The organism is Martelella sp. HB161492 (assembly GCF_013184775.1).
GTDB lineage: Bacteria > Pseudomonadota > Alphaproteobacteria > Rhizobiales > Rhizobiaceae > Martelella.
Genome location: NZ_JAATVV010000015.1, coordinates 37,313 through 59,494 on the forward strand (window position 1 = coordinate 37,313; position 22,182 = coordinate 59,494).

The 22,182-nt window shown below is 61.0% G+C and carries 22 protein-coding genes; 9 read left to right on the forward strand and 13 right to left on the reverse strand.

The genetic code is table 11. The annotated features are described in order from the left end of the window. Positions 1-378: 378 nt before the first annotated feature. The 3 genes from HCK86_RS20890 to HCK86_RS20900 form a co-directional block, all read right to left on the reverse strand. A complete protein-coding gene (locus HCK86_RS20890) occupies positions 379-1,134 on the reverse strand; it encodes an IclR family transcriptional regulator C-terminal domain-containing protein (protein WP_176086426.1) in 756 nt (251 codons plus the stop codon). Positions 1,135-1,203: 69 nt separating this feature from the next. After that, positions 1,204-2,127: an alpha/beta hydrolase gene (locus HCK86_RS20895; RefSeq protein ID WP_176086427.1), complete on the reverse strand. Its 924-nt coding sequence runs from the start codon at positions 2,125-2,127 to the stop codon at positions 1,204-1,206. Then, positions 2,124-2,801 carry a TetR/AcrR family transcriptional regulator gene (locus HCK86_RS20900; protein WP_246739708.1) on the reverse strand — a complete coding sequence of 226 codons (678 nt, stop codon included), beginning with the start codon at positions 2,799-2,801 and terminating at the stop codon, positions 2,124-2,126. The genes HCK86_RS20895 and HCK86_RS20900 overlap by 4 nt, the downstream gene beginning before the upstream one ends. Before the next feature lie 147 nt (positions 2,802-2,948). Here HCK86_RS20900 and HCK86_RS20905 point away from each other — a divergent pair, with 147 nt between their 5' ends. From HCK86_RS20905 to HCK86_RS20925, 5 genes are all read left to right on the forward strand, one after another. Next, a complete protein-coding gene (locus tag HCK86_RS20905; protein WP_246739717.1) occupies positions 2,949-3,818 on the forward strand; it encodes a shikimate dehydrogenase in 870 nt (289 codons plus the stop codon). Positions 3,819-3,847: 29 nt separating this feature from the next. Next, positions 3,848-4,834, forward strand: coding sequence for a TRAP transporter substrate-binding protein DctP (gene dctP / locus HCK86_RS20910; RefSeq protein ID WP_176086428.1), 987 nt, complete (start codon positions 3,848-3,850; stop codon positions 4,832-4,834). A gap of 65 nt (positions 4,835-4,899) precedes the next feature. Further along, a complete protein-coding gene (locus HCK86_RS20915) occupies positions 4,900-5,421 on the forward strand; it encodes a TRAP transporter small permease subunit (protein WP_176086429.1) in 522 nt (173 codons plus the stop codon). Beyond that, the gene (locus HCK86_RS20920; RefSeq protein WP_176086430.1) at positions 5,414-6,709 is read left to right on the forward strand and encodes a TRAP transporter large permease; all 1,296 of its coding nucleotides are present in this window, start codon (positions 5,414-5,416) and stop codon (positions 6,707-6,709) included. The genes HCK86_RS20915 and HCK86_RS20920 overlap by 8 nt, the downstream gene beginning before the upstream one ends. A gap of 4 nt (positions 6,710-6,713) precedes the next feature. Then, positions 6,714-8,597, forward strand: a complete 1,884-nt coding sequence (locus HCK86_RS20925; RefSeq protein ID WP_176086431.1) for a sugar phosphate isomerase/epimerase and 4-hydroxyphenylpyruvate domain-containing protein — start codon at positions 6,714-6,716, stop codon at positions 8,595-8,597. Between the two features lie 7 nt (positions 8,598-8,604). On the opposite strand, the gene HCK86_RS20930 is transcribed toward HCK86_RS20925, so the two are convergent. From HCK86_RS20930 to HCK86_RS20970, 9 genes are all read right to left on the reverse strand, one after another. Beyond that, complete coding sequence (locus tag HCK86_RS20930; protein ID WP_176086432.1) at positions 8,605-10,173, reverse strand: acyl-CoA dehydrogenase family protein; 1,569 nt, start codon at positions 10,171-10,173, stop codon at positions 8,605-8,607. A gap of 1 nt (position 10,174) precedes the next feature. Beyond that, complete coding sequence (locus tag HCK86_RS20935) at positions 10,175-11,050, reverse strand: amidohydrolase family protein (RefSeq protein ID WP_176086433.1); 876 nt, start codon at positions 11,048-11,050, stop codon at positions 10,175-10,177. Between the two features lie 11 nt (positions 11,051-11,061). Beyond that, positions 11,062-12,879 (reverse strand): feruloyl-CoA synthase, encoded by a 1,818-nt coding sequence (locus HCK86_RS20940; protein ID WP_176086434.1) that lies wholly within the window; start codon positions 12,877-12,879, stop codon positions 11,062-11,064. 81 nt (positions 12,880-12,960) lie between these two features. Beyond that, positions 12,961-13,440, reverse strand: coding sequence for a MarR family transcriptional regulator (locus HCK86_RS20945; RefSeq protein WP_246739710.1), 480 nt, complete (start codon positions 13,438-13,440; stop codon positions 12,961-12,963). A gap of 17 nt (positions 13,441-13,457) precedes the next feature. Next, positions 13,458-14,780 (reverse strand): TRAP transporter large permease, encoded by a 1,323-nt coding sequence (locus tag HCK86_RS20950; protein WP_176086435.1) that lies wholly within the window; start codon positions 14,778-14,780, stop codon positions 13,458-13,460. Further along, complete coding sequence (locus HCK86_RS20955; protein ID WP_176086436.1) at positions 14,780-15,331, reverse strand: TRAP transporter small permease; 552 nt, start codon at positions 15,329-15,331, stop codon at positions 14,780-14,782. Before HCK86_RS20955 ends, HCK86_RS20950 begins: the two co-directional genes overlap by 1 nt. A gap of 2 nt (positions 15,332-15,333) precedes the next feature. Beyond that, entirely contained in the window at positions 15,334-16,383 is a 1,050-nt protein-coding gene (locus HCK86_RS20960; RefSeq protein ID WP_210259988.1) for a TRAP transporter substrate-binding protein, read from the reverse strand. Positions 16,384-16,558: 175 nt separating this feature from the next. After that, on the reverse strand, positions 16,559-17,329 hold the full coding sequence (locus tag HCK86_RS20965) for a crotonase/enoyl-CoA hydratase family protein (protein ID WP_210259989.1): 771 nt from the start codon (positions 17,327-17,329) through the stop codon (positions 16,559-16,561). Between the two features lie 24 nt (positions 17,330-17,353). Next, complete coding sequence (locus HCK86_RS20970; protein WP_176086438.1) at positions 17,354-18,118, reverse strand: SDR family NAD(P)-dependent oxidoreductase; 765 nt, start codon at positions 18,116-18,118, stop codon at positions 17,354-17,356. 123 nt (positions 18,119-18,241) lie between these two features. Between HCK86_RS20970 and pobA the strand changes: the two genes are divergently transcribed. After that, a complete protein-coding gene (gene pobA, locus HCK86_RS20975; RefSeq protein WP_176086439.1) occupies positions 18,242-19,411 on the forward strand; it encodes a 4-hydroxybenzoate 3-monooxygenase in 1,170 nt (389 codons plus the stop codon). Here the strand turns inward: pobA and HCK86_RS20980 are convergent. Beyond that, on the reverse strand, positions 19,405-20,352 hold the full coding sequence (locus HCK86_RS20980; RefSeq protein ID WP_176086440.1) for a LysR substrate-binding domain-containing protein: 948 nt from the start codon (positions 20,350-20,352) through the stop codon (positions 19,405-19,407). The genes pobA and HCK86_RS20980 overlap by 7 nt on opposite strands. 87 nt (positions 20,353-20,439) lie before the next feature. On the opposite strand from HCK86_RS20980, the gene pcaC reads away from it, so the two are divergent. Genes pcaC through pcaG form a run of 3 tightly spaced genes read left to right on the forward strand, consistent with a single transcriptional unit; the run spans position 20,440 to position 22,148 of the window. Next, positions 20,440-20,826: a 4-carboxymuconolactone decarboxylase gene (pcaC, locus tag HCK86_RS20985; RefSeq protein ID WP_176086441.1), complete on the forward strand. Its 387-nt coding sequence runs from the start codon at positions 20,440-20,442 to the stop codon at positions 20,824-20,826. Beyond that, positions 20,819-21,547 carry a protocatechuate 3,4-dioxygenase subunit beta gene (gene pcaH, locus HCK86_RS20990; protein ID WP_176086442.1) on the forward strand — a complete coding sequence of 243 codons (729 nt, stop codon included), beginning with the start codon at positions 20,819-20,821 and terminating at the stop codon, positions 21,545-21,547. The genes pcaC and pcaH overlap by 8 nt, the downstream gene beginning before the upstream one ends. A 1-nt stretch (position 21,548) precedes the next feature. Then, entirely contained in the window at positions 21,549-22,148 is a 600-nt protein-coding gene (gene pcaG, locus HCK86_RS20995; RefSeq protein WP_176086443.1) for a protocatechuate 3,4-dioxygenase subunit alpha, read from the forward strand. Positions 22,149-22,182 lie beyond the last annotated feature (34 nt).

A 22,182-nucleotide genomic window follows, 5' to 3' on the forward strand; every position in this document is an offset into this window, starting at 1 on the left:
TTAGCGCAACTTGACTGAAAAATCCAATAAGCTAATTAGTATAGCTGTTGAATTTCTCCGTTGTCGACATATCCTGATCGTTTTCGGCGAGAATTGTCCACCACTCTGTTTTCATTGTTTAGGTTATTTCGGTGATTTTCGCAGTTCCCGGAAACGGCGTGAATAGCTGGGGCCTCTCGCTGACAGGTCGATTGAAGGACTTATCTTTCATCGTCGCGTAAGTCTCAAGAGGCATATCACGCCGATGCTGCGCTGCACACTCATCTTTTGAGTCTGGCGTCAATGTGCGCATGCGGCGCAAAGCGGAGCGTCGGCGGGGGAGCCTCATAGCCCGGTTGTTGCCGGCTCTCTGGTGAAATTTTAACGATACGATGCCCATCAGATCACGCGTTTGAGGCTTTCCTGAATTTTCAGGAGGGCTGGCAGATAGGTTGTGACGAGGCTTTCGGGATCGTCCTTTGTGGCTGCCATTCCGGTATTCAGGGCTGCGACCGTGCGTCCGCGCCCGTCAATCAGCGGTACGGCGATCGAACGCAGCCCGAGCTCGATCTCCTGATCCACCAACGCATAACCAGCCCTTCTGACGTCAGCGATCCGGGACATTATGGCCTCTGGCGTCGACAGGCTGAAGGGGGTGCGCGGCGCGAGGTTGGCCTGTTCTATCCTCTGGCGGGCATCGGCCTCCGGCAATGCCGACAGGAGGATGCGCCCCATCGAGGTGGCATGGGCAGGAAGGCGCGAGCCCGGCATCAGGCCGATGGACATCACCCGGCGCTGGGCAGCGCGGGCAATATAGACGATCTCGCTACCGTCCAGAAGCGCCACCGAGCAGGACTGAGCGATCTGCTCCGACAGCTGATCGAGCCAGGGCTGCACCAGTTGCGGCAGCGGCAGGGCGTTGAGCGCACTCATGCCCAGCCTGAGCGCCTGCGGTGTCAGGGCGAAATATTTGCCGTCATAGCTGGCATAGCCTTCCTGATGCAGGGTCAGGAGACAGCGGCGCGCTGTCGCCCGGTCAAGTCCCGTTGCCGCGGCGACATCGGCGATCGAAAGGCGCGGGGTGTCCGCCCCGAAACAGGTGATGACGCGAAGTCCCTTGGCAAAGGAGGCAATGTGATCGGTTGGTCTGTTCATGCGATAGGGCCCGGCTTGCCGTTTCACTATGGCGCTGGCCGGGCCATGCTGCAATCACTTAATCGGATATCAGAAGGCCGAAAGCCATGCGGCCATGGCGCGAAACTTCGCCATCGCCGTCGGGCTGTAACCCATGGAACGCAGGTAGCCGTGGATCAGGCCTTCGCCTTCATCGAAGGTGACGGGGACGCCGGCTGCCTCGAGTGCCCTGGCGTAAAGGGCGCCGCTGTCGTGAAGCGGATCATTTTCGGCAACGGCGACGAAGGCGGGCGGCAATCCGGCGTGGCTTTCAGCCAGAAGCGGGGCGATGCGGGGATTGGAGAGCCCGGCCGGATCGGGGCTGTACATCGCATTGACGGCTTTCATGCCGCGTGTCTGCAACAGCGGCGCCTCGGCATTGGCAATCATCGACGGCCGGTCATGTTCGAAATCGCAGGCGGGATAGACCAGAAGCTGGGCGCAATAGCGGACCGCCGAGCCACGCATGTCGAGCGTTGAGGCGGCGGCGAGATTGCCGCCGGCGCTATCGCCGCCAATAGCGATGCGGGCTGGGTCGATGCCGAGAGAGGCGGCCTCGTCATGGGCCCATTTCGCCACGGCGTTGACCTGATCGAGTGCGGCAGGGAAGGGGTGTTCCGGCGTTAGCGCATAATCAACCGAGATCACGGTCTGGCGGTTCCAGTCGGCAATGCGCGCGGTGATATCCCAGTGAGTCTCTGGGCTGCCCTGCATCCAGGCGCCGCCATGGAGGTAAATCAGGCAGGCCTGGGTGCCGCCCGCCTTGTGACGGAAGATGCGTGAGCGCACGGGACCGGCCGGGGTTTCCGTCCATTCGACGCGATCCGTCGAGACATCTTCTGGCGTTGCCAGGCGCATCTCACTGGCGACGATCTCAAAATGGGCACGGCGCTCCTGCGGCGTTGCGCCCTGTTTCAGTCGCGCCCACTTGCCATTCCAGTCGGCAAGAAATGCATCGAGCTCGGGATTGATCATCGGGTCTCCTCCTCCCTTGGTTTTCTGACATAGGCCAGAATGGTCTCAATGACTTCGCGGCGCAGTGCCGCCTGGCCTTTCGCGGTGAAAAGAGCGCTGCCGAAATTGGCGCCGAACGTGTCGGCATTGGCAACGTTGAAAACCGAAAAGGCCGAGATCTGCCAGTGCAGTCGCAGGGGGTCGAGGCCAGCACGAAAGACGCCGTCGGCCTCTCCCCGGGCGATCAGTTTCTCCAGCCGCTCAACGGCCGCACTGTTCATCTTGGGAATGATTTCGGATCTGCGCAGGTAGTCGGCATGATGAATGTTTTCGATCATCACCATGCGCAGAAAATCGGGATTGTTGCGGTGGTGATCAAAGGTGAAGCCGACCAGTTTGGCGATGGCTTCCAGTGGTGGCAGATCATCAAGCGAAAGCTTTTTCTCCCCCTCGCGGACCTTGGCATAGGCATATTCCAGCACCTGGGCATAGAGCCCTTCCTTGTCGCCGAAATAATAGTAGATCATCCGCTTCGAGGTCTTCATCGAGGCGGCGATGCGATCGACTCTCGCGCCAGACAGACCATTCTGAGCGAACTCCGCCATCGCCACGCGAATGATGTCGCGTTTTACCGCTTCGGGGTTCTGCTTCCAGCTCTGTCTTGATTTGTCATTTTCATTCAATGGCTTGGCCAAAGCATCCTCCACTCAATAATTGATCATTATCACGATTGTTTTTAACTATCCAGTACAAAGCGGTTGACATAATTAACTGGCTGGAACAATTTGACGCATGAGGAGGCACCTCGCGAGGTTTGGGAGGACCAGGCGAAGATGACCGAGATGAGCGCAGCCGGCGGCCCGTCTGAAATGGGCCGTTATCCGGCGCAGACTGTCCATGTGGGACTTGTCGGCAAGGGAATTCAGGGATCGCGGACGCCATCCATGCATATGGCTGAAGGCGCGGCCCAGGGGCTTGCCTACCGCTATGATCTGATCGACGTTGACGCCATGGCGGCCGCGGCGACTCTCAGGGAGATTGTCGAGCGCGCCGAGGCAGACGGCTTTGCCGGCCTCAATGTTACGTTTCCCTTCAAGAAGGACGTGATCGCCTTTGTCGATCACCTGTCCGACAATGCAAGGCGGGTTGGTGCTGTCAACACGATTGTGTTTCGTCAGGGCCGGCGTTTTGGTCACAATACCGATTTCTGGGGTTTCGCCGAAAGTCTGCGGCGTGGCCTGGGCGAGGCGGATCGCCGCCATGTTCTATTGCTTGGCGCCGGTGGCGCCGGCGGCGCGCTTGCCCATGCGCTGCTGTCGCTGGGTGTCGTTGATCTGATGATTGCCGACAGCAACCTGCAGGCGGCTGCAGCGCTGGCGGATCAGGTGGGCGGGCGCGTCGCCGTCGATATGGCCGAAGCGGCGAACCGGGCTGATGGCATCGTCAATGCAACACCGATGGGCATGGCGAAAATGCCGGGTACGGCCATTGATCCGTCGCTTCTTCAGCCGCGCCACTGGGTCAACGATATCGTTTATTTTCCGCTCGAAACAGAGCTTCTGCGGCAGGCACGCCTGCGTGGATGCCGGGTTTTGAGCGGCGCGGGCATGGCCGTGTTTCAGGCCGTGCGCGCATTTGAACTCTTCACGGGGCTTGAGGCGGATCCGGCGCGCATGCGTCTCGCTTTCGAAGCATTCGCGAAGACCGATTGAACGCAGCAAGGGAGGAGAGCATGCGTCTCATGACTAACAGGTTCAAGACAGGGGTGGCCGCAATGGCCATGACCATGATCGGCAGTGCGGCACTGGCGCAGCAGCCGATCGAGCTCATCTATTCGGACACGGTTTCGCAAAATGACATACGATCGACCACGCTGAAGGAGCAGTTTGGCGATTGCCTGGGCGATGGCTTTGTTTTCAAACCCTATTTTGGTGCAACCCTGTTCAAGCAGGGCACCGAGCTGACCGCGATGCAACGCGGCAATCTCGATATGGGCAATCTGGCCATCTATGATTTCCAGAACCAGGTTCCCTCGACATCCGTCCTCGGCATGCCATTCCTGTTCCGCGACTATGCCCATATGCGCGCGGTCTATGATGGCGATGTGCTGAACGACATGCTGGCCGAGATTGAGGACAAGGCCAAGGTCAAGGTGCTGGCGTTCCCCTATATCGGCTCGCGCGAACTTGGCTATAAGGGCGACAAGGAGATCATGACGCCGGATGACCTGAAGGGCGTCAAACTGCGCATGCCGCCGGGTGAGGGCTGGCAGTTTGCCGGTGAGGCCATGGGGGCGACACCGGTGCCGGTACCATTCACGGAAGTCTATACCGCGCTTCAGACCGGTGCGATCGACGGGCAGGACAATGCGCTCCCGGCCACCGACGCGATGAAATTCTACGAAGTGATCAACAAGATCGGCATGACCAACCATCTGATTTCGGCGAATCTCTTCACCATCTCGCTGTCCAAATGGAACAAGATGGATGCCGAGCAGCAGGCCAAGGTGCAGCAATGCGCCGATAATTTCGAGGCATCGCTCGACAAGATCACGCTTGATCAGGAAGCAACCCTGCAGGACAAGTTCAAGGGCGTCGGCATCGATATCTATACGCCGGACAATGCCGCCTTCCAGCAGCGCGTGCTGAAAGCCTATCTCGATTCCGACTATTCCAAGGACTGGCCGGACGGTCTCGTTGACCAGATCATTGCCGTCGGCAAGAACTGAAACAGAGAGCAGACGGGCCATGCTGCCCGTCTGCCACGCATCACCAACGCGACAGGAATACGGACATGGCCAGGCTGACAGCGGTTTACCGTTGGTTCGGCAGACGGGCGGAGAATTTGCTTGCCCTTTTGCTTGCCTCTCTTTTTGTGGCATTTCTTCTGCAGATCGTCTTTCGCTATCTGCTGAACCTGCCGGTCGGCTGGACGGTGGAATGGGTCACGATCGCCTGGCTCTGGGGCATCCTGTTCGGCTATGCCTTCGTCATTCGCGAGACGGATATCATCCGTCTTGATATTATCTACAGCGCCTGTCCGCGCGGCATGCGCCGTGCCTTCGATGTCATTTCGGGCGGCATCATTGCGGCGATCTTCATCTACAGTCTCGTGCCGACATGGGATTATATCACCTTCATGTCGATCGAGCGGACCGCATATCTGAGGATCCCGTTCTCCTATGTCTTCGCCATCTACATGCCCTTCGCCTTTTCGGTGATCGTGCGTTCCCTGCTCATGGTCTGGGCGGGACTGAGCGGTTCCGGCCGTCGTCACGACACTGAACATTCAGCCGAAAGTCACGACTATGACTGATCCCTTCGCGCTCTGCCTCATCATCATTGTCGTGCTCTCGCTGATGGGCGCGTCCGTTGGCATTGCCATGGTGGCCGGGTCGATCGTCTATCTCGGCATGGCCGGTTTTGATCCGTCGATAGCATCGGAAACCCTGCTGCAGGGCCTGTTCAACAGCTATACGCTGCTGGCCATTCCGCTTTTCATCCTGGCGGCCGACATCATGAATATGGGCAGCCTTGCAGACCGGCTGCTGGCTTTCAGCCAGGCGCTGGTCGGGCGTTTTCGCGGCGGCCTTGGCCATGTCAATGTCGTGTCCTCGGTGATCTTTTCCGGCATGTCGGGTTCGGCGATTGCCGATGCCGTCGGCATGGGGCGGATCATCATCAACATGATGACCAAGGACGGGCGCTATCCCGCCTCCTATGCGGCGGCGATCACGGCGGCGACTGCGACCGTCGGCCCGGTGATCCCGCCCTCCATTCCGATGGTGCTCTATGCGCTCGTCTCGGATCAGTCGATCAGCTATCTGTTCGCCGCCGGTCTTCTGCCCGGGCTGCTGATGGCGCTGGTGATGGCGGTGATGAATTTCACCATTGCCCGCCGTCGCAATTTCCCGGTCGATGAGGTCGTGCCGATCAGGAAGCTGCCGGGCATCACCTGGCGGGCATTGCCGGCGCTGATGCTGCCCGTCATTCTTCTGGGCGGGATCTATGGCGGCATTACCACGCCGACAGAAGCCGCAGCGGTCGCCGCTTTCTACGCGCTGTTCGTCTCGGTGGTGGTCTATCGTTCGGTCCGGTTTGGCGACTTCTATTACGCTCTTCTCGGCTCGGCGAAATCGACCGCATCGGTCGGCGTGCTTGTTGCCGGTGCCATCACCTTCAATTACGTCATCACCCGGGAGAACCTGCCGGATACGATCTCGGCCTTTATCGCGCACTATCATTTCTCGCAAGTCGGCTTCCTGATTGCCATCAATGTCCTGCTGCTGCTGCTCGGCATGTTTCTGGAGGGCGGCGCGATCCTGCTGATCATCGTGCCGATCCTGATCCCGACCGTGCAGGCCATGGGGATCGATCTTGTTCATTTCGGCGTCATCGTCGTCGTCAACACCATGATCGGCCTGATCACGCCACCCTACGGGCTATTGCTCTTCGTCACGGCCAACATCACCAAGGAGCCGATCAGCGCGATCATTCGCGATGTGGTGCCGTTCATCATCGCGCTGATCGTGGCGCTCGGCATCATTACCTTCTCGCCCGATTTCGTGCTCTTCCTGCCACGTCTGCTCGGATATCAGGGGTAAGCTCATGAAAATGTCGATTGCCACCGTCTCGATTTCCGGCACGCTGACCGAAAAGCTCACGGCCATCGCCGCCGCTGGCTATGACGGGATCGAGATATTCGAGCAGGATTTCATCGCCGATGTCGCCAGTCCGCGGGAGATCGGCAATATGGTGCGCGATCACGGCCTGACAATCACGCTGTTTCAGCCCTTCCGCGATTTCGAGGGCCTGCCCGAGCCGCTCAGGGCCAAGGCCTTCGACCGGGCAGAGCGGAAGTTTGACCTGATGCAGGAACTTGGCACCGATCTCATCCTGATCTGTTCTTCGGTTCATCCCCAGGCTCTGGGTGGCGTCGACAGGGCGGCGGCCGACCTTGCCGCCCTGGGGGAGCGGGCGGCCGCGCGAGGCCTGAAGATCGGCTATGAGGCGCTGGCCTGGGGGCGGCATGTCTCTGACCATCGCGATGCATGGGAGATCGTGCGCCGGGCCGACAATCCGGCGGTTGGGCTGATCCTTGACAGCTTTCACACGCTCAGCCGCAAGATTGATCCCGAGACGATCCGTTCCATTCCAGGAGACCGGATTTTCTTCGTCCAGCTGGCCGATGCTCCGGCGATCGACATGGATCTCCTCTACTGGTCGCGCCACTTCCGGAACATGCCGGGTGAGGGCGATCTGGATGTTGCCCGTTTCATGCGGGCGGTGATGGCGACCGGCTATGCGGGGCCGATCAGCCTGGAAATCTTCAACGATCAGTTCCGCGGTGGTTCTGCCGAAAACATCGCCCGCGATGGCTATCGGTCGCTGGTCGCGCTGATGGATGAGGTGCGGCGTGCCGAACCGTCTCTTGCGATCGATCTTGCTGACATGCCGCCGCCGATCCGTCCGGAAGGCGTATCCTTCATCGAGTTCGCGACCCGTGGCGCTGAAGCCGAAACCCTTGCAAAGGCGCTGGCTGCCATGGGCTTTGTCGCGACAGCCCGGCATCGCAACAAGGCGGTAACGGTCTTCCAGCAGGGCGATATCCGCATCGTTCTGAACGGAGAGACCGAGGGGCATGCTGATACGACCTATCGGGTGCGTGGCACGACCGTCTGCGATATCGGTCTGAAAGTGCCGTCAGAGGCCGAGGCTGTTGCCCGTGCCGTGGCGCTGGGTGCCGAGCCTTTCAGCCAGCCGCCGGGGCCGGGTGAAATGGAGATTCCGGCCATTCGCGGGCTTTCCGGCAGCGTCATCCACTTCGTCAGCTCCCTATCGGGGCGCGACAAGGTCTGGGAGACCGAATTCGTGCCGACGGGTGAACTGCCAGGCCAAGATCTGCTTGCGGTTGACCACATGGCACAGACCATGAGCTATGATGACATGCTCAGTCTGACCCTGTTTTACACGACGCTGTTCGATATGGGCAAATCGCCGATTGTCGATGTCATCGATCCGAACGGGCTGGTGCGCAGCCAGGTGGTGGAAAGCGCCGATGGCGCCCTGCGGGTGACGCTCAATGGCGCCGACAGCCATCGCACGCTGGCGGGCAATTTCCTCACCGAAACCTTCGGCGCATCGGTTCAGCATATCGCGCTCTCCACTGACGACATTTTCGCGACGCTGGAAAAGCTTGCGAAAAAGGGGTTTGCCCCGCTGCCGATCTCGCCGAACTATTATGATGATCTGGCGGCAAGGTTTGATTTTCCGCCGGGCCTTCTTACCCGGCTTCAGGCGATGAATGTGCTTTATGACCGCGATGCAGGCGGCGCGTTCTTCCAGTGCTACAGCCGCTCGGTGCCGGGTGGGCTGTTCTTCGAAATCGTTCAGCGCGAGCCCGGCTATCGGGGTTTCGGCGGGCCCAATGCGCCTTTCCGCATCGCTGCGCAGAAGCGGCTGATGCGACCGAAAGGCATGCCGCTGGCCTGAAGAAAGTTCAGGGCATGATGGCAGGGAAGGGGGCGGCGAGAACCCGCTCCTTCAGCTCTTTCATTTCGCCCGCATCAGCCCTGCCAATGGCTGCGGCAGCGATCCTGCACCAGATTGCGCGATAGAGGATTGCCGCTGTCGCAGTGGCAAAATCATGCGCCTGCGGGCGCGGATCGGCGCATGTCACCAGCTGCTGTCGCCAGCGGTTCCAGCCATCCAGCAGCGCGGCAACATCGCTATCTCCCTGCGACAGCCGGGCAACGAGGCTGGCGAACGCGTCCGCACCGAGGCCCGCCTGATGCGTCAGGCCGCGCGTTGCAATGGTGAGTGCGTGAATGCCATTGGCGCCTTCATAGATGGCGGTGATGCGGGCATCGCGCCAGATCTGGCTCATGCCATATTCGGTGAGATAGCCATAGCCGCCCAGCACCTGAATGCCGAGATCGGCGGCGCGAATGCCTGCTTCCGTCGCGAAAAGCTTCACGACCGGTGTGAGGAAATCGGCAAGCGCAGGCCTTTCGCCGAGACAGGACTCCACCAGCGCCAGATGGGCCATGGCCCGGCTGCCGATCGTCAGCGCCCTCTGTTCGCCAAGCATGCGCCTGATATCGGCGTGGTCGGACAAGAGGGCCGCCGAACCATCCGTTTTTCGCCCCTGCTGGCGTTCGCCGGCATAGGTGCTGGCGATGTGGAAGGCGCGGGCGGCATGGGCAACGCCCTGCAGCGCCACATCGATGCGGGCGTGGTTCATGACGGTGAACATTGCCTTCAGTCCGTCGCCTTCCGCGCCAATCCGTTCAGCCGGCGTGTCAACGAAGGCCATCTGGCAGGTGGGGGAGGCGTGAAGGCCGAGCTTTTCCTCAATGCGGGTGATGCTGAGCGTTTCGCCAGCCGTTATGCGATCGGTCAGGAATAGCGTCAGCCCCTTCACCCCGGAAGAGGCATCGCCGGTGCGCGCCAGCACCAGATGCAGGATATTTTCGCTCATATCCTGATCACCGCCCGAGATGAAGATCTTCTCGCCGGTCAGCCTGTAGCTCTCGCCGTCACGGTGCGCGAGCGTGCGGATGCGCGACAGATCCGAGCCCGCTCCCGGCTCCGTCAGGCACATGGTGGCAAGCGTCGAGCCATCGGCAAGGGGTGGGATCCATCGCTGCCTCTGCGTGTCACTGCCAAAATGAAGAAGTGTCTCGATCGCACCCGGAACGAGGTTGCAGACCATCTGCAGCGCGTGATTGGCGCCGGAAAAAATCTCGGAAATCCCTGCTGCGATCACCGGTGAAAGCCCCATGCCGCCATAATCTTCAGGCGCTGAGAGCCCCTGCCAGCCGGCGTCCGCCAGTTCGCGATAGGCGGCGGCAAACCCCTTCGGCATGCGCACGCGTCCATCTTCGAAATGGCAGCCTTCGGCATCGCCGCCGGCATTGAGCGGTGCGATCACGCCTTCGGCAAAGGCGGCGAAATGGACGAGAATATCGCTGGTCGTCTCCGCGTCGAAGTCGGGCAGGCGGCCGGCATCGGCGATGTCAACGAGCGCGAAAAGGATATCCTCGACGGGAGCGGTAAACGGGATCACCTCAGGCCTCCACACCAAGAAGACGCATGGCATTCTCCTTGAGGATCAACGGTCTGACCTCATCGCGAAACGGGGCCTTGTCGAAGGCGTCGAGCCATTTTTCCGGCGCGATCATCGGCCAGTCGGAGCCGAACAGCATCTTCTTTTTCAGCAGCGTGTTGGCATAACGCACAAGGATTTCCGGGAAGTATTTCGGCGACCATCCTGACAGGTCGATATAGACATTCGGCTTGTGGGTGGCGACGGACAGCGATTCCTCCTGCCAGGGGAAGGAGGGATGGGCGAGGATGATCGGCATGTCGGGGAAATCAACGGCGACATCATCGATATACATCGGATCGGAATATTTCAGCCGCATGCCGTTGCCGCCGCGCATGCCGGAGCCGACGCCGGTCTGGCCGGTATGGAACAGCGCCGGTTTGCCGGTCTCGGCAATCGCTTCGTAGAGCGGATAGGCCATGCGGTCATTGGGGTAGAAGCCCTGCATGGTGGGATGAAACTTGAAACCCTGAATACCGTGATTTTCAACGAGATCGCGGGCTTCGCGGGCACCGAGCTTTCCCTTGGCGGGATCGATCGAGGCGAAGGGAATGAGGATGTCGGATTCCCTGGCGCAGGCCTCTGCCACTTCATAGTTGGAGTAGCGGCGAAAGCCCGTTTCGCGTTCGCTGTCGACCGGGAAGATCACAGCGGCAATGTTCATCGCGCGATAATGGGCGGCGGTCTCGGGAATGGTTGGCGGATGCGCCCAGGGGGCGTTGAAATATTTCGCCATCGATGTCTGCAGATCATCATAGCCATCATCGGCATGGCAGCCGCAGGGCTCTTCTGCATGGGTGTGGAAATCGATGGCGCGGACTTTGGAAAAATCGACCATGGGAAAAGCCTTTATACGCGGATGAGTGCCGGATCCTGGTTGTCATAAAGCCGTTCGAGAAGATCGTGACGGCGGGTGATGATCCGGCGGATATTGAGGGAACCCTTGTCGGTGATCTCACCGTCCTTCAGGCTCGGCGGCTCGGCGAGAATGATGGCGCGGGCGATGCGTCGTGCCGAACCGGTGGCCTTTCGCGCCAGCATCCGCAGTTCCCAGTGGATCGCCGCCTGAAGATGTTCATCAATCACCGCGCCTTCGGACGTGTTGCCATCATGAACCATTTCGGGATCGGGAAAGATGAACAGGCCGATCTCGCCGCGATCATGGCCGCAGACCACCAGATCGCGTACCAGCCCGCGCAGAACCTCCAGTGCTTCCAGGCGAAGGGTTCCGGCCTGCACCCAGGTGCCGGTCATGAGTTTGAAATCCTCCGAGACGCGGCCGTCAAAGACGAGGCCCCGGTCCGGATCGTCGGCGGCAACGAAACGCACCGCATCACCGGTGATCATGAAGCCTTCCGCGTCGAAGGCCTCCGCCGTCTTCTGCGGATCGTCGAGATAGCCTGGCATGACATTGATGCCCTTGACCCGGAGCTCGCAACGCATCTCGTCATCGGGCAGAAGCTTGATCTGTGTACCCGGCAGCGGCACGCCAATGACACCGGAGCGGCCGATCTGCTCATGCAGCATGATGGTCGCTGGTGCCGTCTCGGTCATGCCCCAGGAGGAGATCATCAGCGGCAGCCGGCCCTGAACCTCCATCGCCATATCCTCCAGCCGCGTCCAGATATCCTGCGGCAGCGAGGCACCGGCATAGAAGATCATGTCGAGATCGCCGAAATAGGCACGGCGCAGCGCCAGATCGTTTTCCATGGCATGCACCAGCATGGAAAAGCCGACCGGCACGTTGAAGGCCAGATTGCCGGGATGCATCTTGATGTTTTCGATCGAGGTCGGGAAGGCCTTTGCCGTCGGTTTGCCGTGGTCGATATAGAGCGAGCCGCCATGGGCCAGCATCATGTTGACATTATGCGAGCCGCCAAAGACGTGGTTCCAGGGCAGCCAGTCGCAGATGACCGGCGGGCGCTCCTTGATGAAAGGCAGCACCGAGGCCATCTGGCTCTGATTGGCGCACATCATCTTCTGCGTCGTCATCACCGCTTTCGGGTTTGACGTCGAACCGGAGGTGAAAAGCAGTTTTGCCAGCGTATCGGGGCCGACCCGTTCGTGCGTGGACGCAAGATCGACGCTGGCATCCCCTTTCAAAAGATCGGCGAAGGCGATGACCGGACGCGGCGCGCCTTCAGTGCTGACGGCGATGATGTCGATATCGTCGAATTCCGGGCGCGACAGCGCCGCTGCGTAGCGCGCGGCATCATCGACAAAGGCAAGCGCCGGGCGCAATTTGCCAATCGCATAGGCAAGCCGTCCGTGCGCCTCCTCGATCAGCGAATATTGTTCGGCAAGCGGCGCTGTCGGAATGCCGGCATATTGCGCGGCAAAGGACAGGATGGCGTGATCGACGCCATTGCCGGACATGATCAGGATCGGCCGGTCCGGCCCGTAGCCACGCCCGACAAGGGCGCTGGCAACCGCGCGCACCATGTCGCTGATTTCGCCATAGCCATGTTCGCGCCAGCCGGCGCCCGCTCGTTCTGCCAGAAACACCCGCGACGGCGCCGTTCTGGCCCAGTGATCAAGCCAGATGCCGGTATGGGCGACAACCGGATCCAGCGGCACATTGGATGTGGCCAGCAATGCCCCGTCGGCCCTTTTCTCAAGGTTGACCGAATGCGCGATGAGTGTCAGCTCTTTGGCAAGAACTTCCATAAATCCCTCCTCCAAGGCCATCCCTCCCCGGATCGCCTTTCATGGTCTGTCAGCAGATGGCCTTACCCGCCCTTTAGCCGCTCAGGAGCCAGTGCCGATGCGGCGCAGAAGATCGCGCAGCAGGTTCTGTTCATTGGCGTCGAGCGTGCCGGCAAAGAGTGCCGTTTCATGGTCGCGCACCGTCTGCCGGGCCTTTTCAAACAGCCGTCTGCCCTTCGGTGTGGCCCGCAGCGCGTAGGTGCGGCGGTCGCCGGGAACGCGGTTGCGCGAAATCAGCTCGGCATCTTCCAGTGCGTCGACAAGCACGACCATGCCGGAGCGTTCCAGTTTCAGCGCCTGGCTCAGCTGGGTCTGCGAGATGTCCGGATTTTCGACGATGATCGACAGGACGGAGAAATCCATGATCTTGAGGCCGAGCGGCTCCAGCACACGGCGCATGTCGTCACGGATCAGCAGGAAGGCGCGCTTCATGTTGTAGCCGATGAACTCGCGCAGAATGTCGTCGCTTGGTCCTGTGGCGCTATCCTGCTGTGTGGGTTTCATCCTTGCAGTCTCGCTCATCGTTTCTCTTCCTCTTGCTATCGTGCAACCAGATCCACCAGCCAGAAGCTCAGAGCCGGGAAACTGATCAATAGGATGATGCGCAGCATCTCCGACAGGATAAAGGGCACCGTGCCGATAAAAATGGAGCGCAGGGGTATGTGTTTCGCCATTGATGAAATGACGAAAAGGTTCATGCCGACCGGTGGCGTGATCATGCCGACTTCCACCACCACCAGCGTGATGATGCCGAACCAGAGCGCGGTATGTTCCGGCGTCATGCCGAAATCCAGCGCCATGATGGTCGGGAAGAACACCGGAACCGTCAGCAGGATCATCGACAGGCTGTCCATGACGCAGCCCATGATCAGGTAGAAGACCACGATTGCCAGCATCACCACCATCGGCGAAAGACCGGCCGTGCCGAACCAGGCGGCGATGTCGCTCGGCATGCGGCTGAGCGCCAGCGCGACGTTGAAGATATCGGCGCCGAAGACGATGGCGAAGATCATCGCCGAGGATGCCGCCGTATCGATCAGCGATCCGATAATATCGCGGAAACCGAGGCCGCCGGTCACGACGCCGACGATCAGCGTCAGCACGACGCCGATGGAGGCGCCCTCGGCAGGGGTGAAGAAGCCGCCATAAATGCCGCCCAGAACGACGACGAAGATGCCGACAATGTGCCAGATGCCGAGTGTCGCCCGGATGCGTTGGCCGAAGGGCACCGGTTCATGATCCGGGCCCTGATCGGGGAAAAGCCGGACATAAAGGGCGATGGCAATGAAAAAGCCGATGACCGCGAGTGTTGCCGGTATGGTCGCGGCGAGAAACAGCTTGACGATATTCTGCTCCGTCAGGAGCGCATAGATGATCAGCACGACCGAGGGCGGGATCAGAATGCCGAGCGTGCCGCCGGCAGCCAGTGATCCGGCCGAGAGTGCGCCGGCATAGCCATGGCGGCGCATTTCCGGCAGGGCGACGCGGGCCATGGTCGATGCGGTTGCCAGCGATGATCCCGAAATCGAGCCGAACATGGCACAACCGGCAACCGCCGCCATGGCGAGCCCGCCACGAAAATGGCCGACCCAGGCATTCGATGCGGAGAATAGCCGTGCCGAAATGCCGGAGCGGGTGGCGATATGGCCCATCAGGATGAAGAGCGGCACGATCGCAAGCTCATAGGACGTGAATTTGTCGACCCAGGCGGTATCGATGTAAAAAAGCAGGCTTTGCGGCGTCGACAGCAGCATGTAGCCGACGGCTCCGACCCCACCCATAGCAAGCGCGATCGGCATGCGCAGGAAGATCAGCGCCAGCAGCACGACAATCATCAATATGGCAATCACCATCGGTGTCATCACGACACCTCCGTCGTCTGCCACACCGGCCGGCGCGCACGCAGATCGTCAATCCCGGTCGCCAGCGCGATGATCGCTGAAAGGCCGGTTCCGATAATGGCTGGCAGATAGATCATCCAGACGGGGAAGTTCAGCAGCATTGTTCTGTCGCCATAATCCAGCATGGTCAGCATGCCGTGGCAGAGACGCCAGCTTAAGATGGCCCAGGCAGCGGCGAACAGCAGTGTCCAGAGACCATCCAGACGGCGCTGGCCGCGTGTTGGCATCCATGTGGTGAACAGGTCCACCATCACATGGCCCTTGCTGTATTGGCACAGCGGCAGAAACAGCGACGCACAGGCGGCGCAGACAAGCTGCATGGCCTCGAAATCGCCGCGTATGCCGCCAAGCCCGAGCGCGCGCAGCAGAACCGAGATGGTGACCATGATGGCGGCGGCAAAGGCGGCCAGGCCGCCAAGGCCTGCCGAGACAAGGCTGAGCCGATAGAGCCAGAGGAAGCGGGGACGCAAGTCCCCCGCCGCCTTCAACTCGGCTGGTTTGGTCTCAGCCATTTTCAGCCCTGATCCAGCAGTTCATTGGCGCGTTTCAGGATTGCCGCACCGTCATAGCCCTTGTCATCGAGCTTGCTCTGCCAGGCGGCGACAATCGGTTCGGAAGCCGTGCGCCACATCGCGATTTCCTCGCTCGGGATCTCGACGATCGTGTTGCCATTCGCTTCCACCACGGCCCTTCCGGCGGCTTCGAACTGATCGAAGTTTTCACCCATGCGCTTTGAGAGCGACGGACCGGAATGATCATCGATCACCTTGCGCAGATCATCCGGAAGGCCTTCATAGCGCCGCTCATTCATCACCAGGGCAAAGGTGTTGGTGTAGAGACCGCGTGCCCCTGGGGCCGGGGCTGCGGAGAACTCGGTCAGTTCCTGCAGCTTGTAGGCCGGGACGACCTCATAGGGCAGGCAGCAACCGTCAATCACGCCATTGGACAGGCCGACCACCATCTCCGTGACCGGGAAGAAGACGACATCGGCGCCGAGTTCGGTCAGGAGCGCGCCGGTGGACTGGTTGGGCGCGCGCAGCTTCCGGCCCGCCATATCGGCCTTGGACAGGATCGGCGTATTGCGTGTGTGCAGTTTTCCGCCTGCATGGGTGTGGAAAGCAAGCGGCGTCATGCCCTTATATTCGGCCATGCCGAATTCGCGCATCAGCTGGTCCATGACGATCGAGGTCTTGGCGGCATCTGTCACCATGAAGGGCAGGGCCATTGTTTCAGCGACCGGATAGCGGTCTGGCGTATAGACCGGCAATGTCCAGGCAATGTCGACAATGCCCTGGCGCGCCTGATCGGCAAGTTGCGGTGCCGCGCCGCCAAGCTGCATGGATGGATAGAGCTGCACTTCGATCGCGCCACCCGATGCATCGGCGAGTTCCGCGGCCCAGATCTCGAAGAAATTCTTCTGGATCGGTGCCATGGCGGGCAAAAAGTGATGCAGTTTCAGGGTCACCTCGGCCGCATGGGCCTGGCGCAGAAAGGCGGGGGCCGCAAGCGTTGCACCCAAGGCTGCAAGTGCCGTGCGGCGGGTCATTTTCAGGCTGTTTGTCATGTCGGTACTCCTCCCAGAACCGGTTGATCCGAAACCGCTGCGGCCCGCTGGAGCAAAGCAGAGGCTTCGGCATGTCAAAACCGCGCAGACGTCCAGAGCACAAGCGAGATCAGGCTCCTGCGGCTGCGGCGGGCATGCATCCCGGCCCTCCTCAAGGCCAGGTCTGCGGATCGGCCTAACGAAAGACCGGTGCGCGTTTTTCCAGAAATGCGTTGAGGCCCTCCTCGGCATCAGCGCTTGTCTGGGAAAGGGCGGCGCAGAGGCTCTCGGTAAAAAGTCCGTCGGCGCGCGACATATCGGCGATCCGGCTGATCGCCTGGATCATCATGTAATTCGAGAGCCCGGCATTGCGGGCGATCCTGCCAGCGAGTTTGCGGGCCAGGTCCATCGCCTCGCCATCGCCGACGCTGTAATGGGTCAGGCCGAGGCGCAGGCCGTCCTCCGCGCCATATTTGCGGCCGGTCAGCATCATTTCGCGCATCCGGTCGGCGCCGAGAATGCGGCCGACGCCGACCGTGGCGCCACCACCGACAAAGATTCCGCGCATGCCCTCCGGCAGCTGGAAAATCGTCGAGGGTTCGGCGATGCGCACATGGGTGGCGGAGGCAAGTTCCAGCCCGCCGCCAATCACCGCACCGAACATGGCCGAGACCACCGGCAGGCCGGAAAACTGGATTCGCTCCATCACCCGGTGCCAGTTGCGGGAGTGATACATGGTCGTTTCGGCATCGCGTGCAACATGTTCGGAAAGATCGAGCCCGGAGCAGTAATGACCGCCGGCACCCGTCAGGATCACCACCCGCACCGCTTTCGGCGGGTCCGAGAAAAACCGGTCAAGCGCTTCGAGAAGTGCATCGCACATGGCGTTGCGTTTCTCAGGCCGGTTCATCGTCAGTGTCGCCACCGGTCCGTCAATCTCGATCTGCAGTGTGTCGGATGTTTCCATGTCCGCTTCTCTTTTCATTCCGTTTCATTTCGGCGGCATGCGTGCCCCGCCATCCAGGCGGATCACGGAGCCATTCAGCATCGGATTATCGATGATCTGTTCGACAAGCCGGGCATATTCGTCAGGCAGTCCCATGCGGGACGGAAAAGGAACGGCCTGCAGGATTTCGGCGCGGATATCGTCCGGCAATCCGGCGCTCATGCCTGTCTCGAACAGTCCCGGCGCAATCGTCATCACCCGGATGCCGAAACGGGCCAGTTCACGCGCTGCCGGAAGGGTCATGGAGGCCACGCCGCCCTTTGATGCTGCATAGGCCGCCTGGCCGATCTGCCCATCCTCATAGGCAACGGAGGCGGTATTGATGATCACGCCGCGGGCGCCATCTTCATCAACGGTTTCCGCCGCTGCCATCGCCCGGGCACAGATATTCATCACCGTATAGGTGCCGATCAGATTGACCCGCACAGCCTGTTCGAAAGACGCAATTGTCAGCGCACCGTCACGCGGCAGAATACGGCTTGCCGTGCCGATGCCGGCGCAGGACACCACAATGCGCGGCACGCCGAGGGCGGCGCTGGCGCTGGCAAGAATGGCTTCCATCCGGGCACTGTCGGCGACATCGCCGGCAAAACCGAGCCCGTCCGTTGCCTGAGCCGTTTTCGCAGCGGCATCGGCGGACAGGTCAATTGCGACGATCTTCGCGCCTCTTGTCGCAAGCCTTGATGCTGTGGCCGCACCAAGTCCGCTACCGGCGCCGGTGACAAGTGCCACGCTGCCTTCGATCTGCATGTCTCCTCCCGATCTCCCTGATGTGAGATTAGATGGTGAATTAATTGTTTTGTCAATGAACAGTTATTCGAATAACGTATCATTCCGTAAGGCAGAGGCATGCATGAAGGGGAGGAGACTTTCATGGACACTGAAGTCGTTATCATCGGCGGCGGGCCATCTGGCCTGCTGCTGTCACAGCTTTTGAACCGCAATGGCATTGCGACCGTCATTCTGGAGCGGTCGTCGCGGGCCCATGTCCTGTCGCGCATTCGTGCCGGCATTATCGAATGGGGCGCGGTTGAAACTTTCCGGGAGGCCGGCGCTGGCGCGCGCATGGATCGCGAGGGCATTCCCCATAATGGCTGCGTTCTATCCCATGATGCGCTTGCCGTCAGGATTGATTTCGAGGAACTTACCGGTCGCAAGGTGATGGTCTACGGTCAGACGGAAATTACCGCCGACCTCTATGCCGCCCAGGATGCGATCGGCACGCCGATCTTTCACGATGTTGATGATGTCGTCATCGAGGATGTGCTGACGTCGCGCCCGGCGGTCAGCTTCACGGTCGACGGTGAGCGGCGGCGGCTTGAATGTGCCTTTGTCGCGGGCTGCGACGGTTTCCATGGTGTCTCCCGACAGGTGATCCCGGCGGAAAAGCGCCGTGAATTCGAGCGCATTTATCCCTTCGGCTGGCTCGGTCTGCTGGCGCATACGCCACCGGTCCATGAGGAATTGATCTATGCCGGGTCCGAGCGCGGCTTCGCGCTGGCATCGATGCGCAGCCAGACACTCAGCCGCTATTATATCCAGGTTCCGCTTGCCGACCGGCCGGACGACTGGAGCGATGCGGCGTTCTGGGAAGAGCTGAAACGGCGGCTTCCGGCGGCGGCCGCGCAGCAGCTGGTCACGGGACCGTCCATTGAAAAGAGCATCGCGCCGTTACGCTCTTTCGTGTCGGAGCCGCTGCGCTACGGCAGGCTGTTTCTGGTGGGCGATGCCGCGCATATCGTCCCGCCAACGGGCGCCAAGGGGCTGAACCTTGCCGTCTCCGATGTCTTTTATCTCGCGGAGGCCCTGGTGCCGGCGCTGAAACATCAAGCCAGTGCGGGCATTGATGGCTATTCGGCGCGCGCGCTTGCCCGAATCTGGAATGCCATGCGTTTCAGCTGGCAGATGACGCTGATGCTGCATCGCTTTGATGGCGAGGACAGCTTTGCGGCGGCCATGCGCAAGGCGACCTTCATGCATCTTCAGCGCTCCGAGACGGCAAGGCGCGATCTTGCCGAAAACTATATCGGGCTTCCCTATTGATGATCGGCCTGTCGAAGATCGGCCTGTTGATGGCTGAGGCTCTCGGCGGCGTGGACCAGCGCTTCGAGAAACAGCTTCTGCTCGGCGGTTACGGTGCTGTTCATCCGCATCGAGACGCCGACAGGGCCGCTGAGCAGATTGTCCTCGATCGCCATTTTCGTGAGCAGGCCGCGCGACAGTTCATCGCGCACGACGCCCTCGGAAATGAACCAGACCGTGTCGGACAAGAGTACGACGCGGCGGCCGAAGGAGAGACTGACGCTCTCGTAGGCCGGTTCGGGGCGCGTCAGGCCAATGGAATGAAGATAGGCGCTGACGAGCGGCGCGATCACCGCGCCCGGTGGCGGCAGCATCAGCGGGAAGGCGGCAAGGGCCGTGGCGTCGGGGGGCTTTCCGGCGAGCGGATGATCTGGCCGGACGACGGCGATGATCGGTTCGCTTGCCAGCGGGCGGAAGGACAGGCCTTCCATCACCTGGGCGCCGGCCATGCGGCCGACGACCATATCGAGTGTCCCTTCGCGCAGCTGCGACAGCAAAAGCCAGTTCGGCCCGGTCGTTACCCGCAGCATGCATTCCGGCGCCGTGTCGTGAAGGCTGAGGGCGGCGCGCGGCACCAGATCAGTCGAGGCGGTCGGCAGGGCGCCGACGATCAGCCTGGTGCGCCTCACCGGGCGTTCGCGCACCAGATCCTCCGCCCGGCCAAGATCGATAAAGGCAGCGCCGACATGCTGCTGGAACGTCTTACCTGCGGGTGTGAGCGTCAGGCGACGCGAACTGCGCGCAAACAGGGTGACGTTGAGGATATCTTCCAGCTCACGGATCGTTTTCGATGCCGCCGGCTGGCTGACATGAAGACTGGCCGCCGCCGCGCTCAGCGAGCCGCCACGGGCGGTTTCGAGAAAGCAGCGGAGATGGCGCATGCGAATGCGGGGATCAATCATCCTTAACCTATGGGTTATGCGTTTTTCCGATAAATATAATTTTTTCGACAGGGTTTCCATGGCAAAACGAATGCGGAGGAGAAAGCCATGACTGACCGTTATGCCAATGGCATGCGGGTCCGACGTGCTGTGCTGGGAGACGCGCATGTTGAGCGCGCCGAGGCGGCGAGGACACCGCTTGATGATGCATTTCAGACCCTGATTACCGAAAGCGCCTGGGGCAATGTCTGGGCCTCCGATGCGATCAGCCGGCGCGAGCGTTCCATGCTGACGCTCGCTCTTCTGGCGGCGACCGGCAATTTCGAGGAAATCCCGATGCATATCCGGGCGACCCGCCGCACGGGCGCCAGCCCGCAGGATGTGGTGGAGGCCTTTCAGCACGTGGCGATCTATGCCGGCGTGCCGCGCGCCAACCACGCGCTGAAACTGGCAAAGGCAACCTTTGCCGCGATGGAGGAGGAAGACGATGACTGATCTCGGCGCGCTTGTGCCGCGCAATCGCGCGGTGCATCCCCCGGCCTATGCGCCGGACTACAAGACCTCGGTGACGCGTTCACCGAGCCTGCCGCTCCTGTCGCTGGAAAGCGGTCCGTCCGAGGAGACCGGGCCGGTCTTCGGCCATAACCGCTTCGGGGCGCTGGACAATAACCTGATCCTCAACTGGTCGAAGGGTGCGGCCCCTGCCGTGGGCGAGCGTATCCTCGTTTACGGCCGTGTGCTCGATGAGCGCGGGCGTGCGGTTCCCAATACGCTGATCGAGATCTGGCAGGCCAATGCCGGTGGCCGGTACCGGCATGTGAAGGATACCTATTTTGCACCGCTCGATCCGAATTTCGGTGGCTGCGGCCGGGCTCTCACCGATGATCAGGGCCAGTATCAGTTTCTGACGATCCGGCCCGGCGCCTATCCCTGGCCCAATCGCGCCAATGACTGGCGGCCGATGCATATCCATATCTCGGTCTATGGCCATTCATTCGGCCAGCGGCTGATCACCCAGATGTATTTCGAGGGGGATCCGCTGATCGCGCTTTGTCCGATCGCCAATACGATCCGCGAGCGCAGCAATCTCGATCGCCTGGTGGCGCCGCTTGATATGACCATGGCCCGGCCACTCGATTTCCTTGCCTATAAATTTGACATCGTGCTCCGCGGACGGCGTCAGACCATGTTCGAAAACCGTCTGGAGGGCTTGTGAGATGGTGCAATCGCTGAACAATCTTTCGGAAACGCCGTCACAGACGGCCGGGCCTTACGTCCATATCGGCTGCATGCCGACCTTTGCCGGCAATGCCGGTGCCTATGACGAGGAGATCGGCACCAGTCCGATCGCCGATGGCGTGACAGGCGAGATCATCGAAATCTCTGGTTCCGTCTTCGACGGCACGGGCACGGCGTTGCGGGATGCGATGCTTGAAAGCTGGCAACCGGATGCAGGCGGCCTGTTTCCCGGTCAGCCGGGCGCCGATCCGGCCGTCTCCGGCCTTTGCCGTTTCGCCGCCGACGGCGTGAGTGGCGAATACAGGCTGCGGACCGTCAAGCCGGGTGGTTTTTCGGGCCGGGGCGGCAAATGGTCAGCGCCGCATATCTCGCTCTGGATTGTCGCGCGCGGCATCAATATCGGTCTCAACACCCGCATCTATTTCGACGACGAGGATAACAGCGCCGATCCGCTGCTGAATGCGATCGAACTGAAGGTCCGCATTCCGACGCTGATTGCGAAAAAGACCGGCCCCGGCCAGTATCGTTTCGATATCAGGCTGCAGGGGGAAGGCGAAACGGTGTTTCTCGACATCTGACGAGAGCGGGCAGGGCGCGTGAAAATGCTGCGCT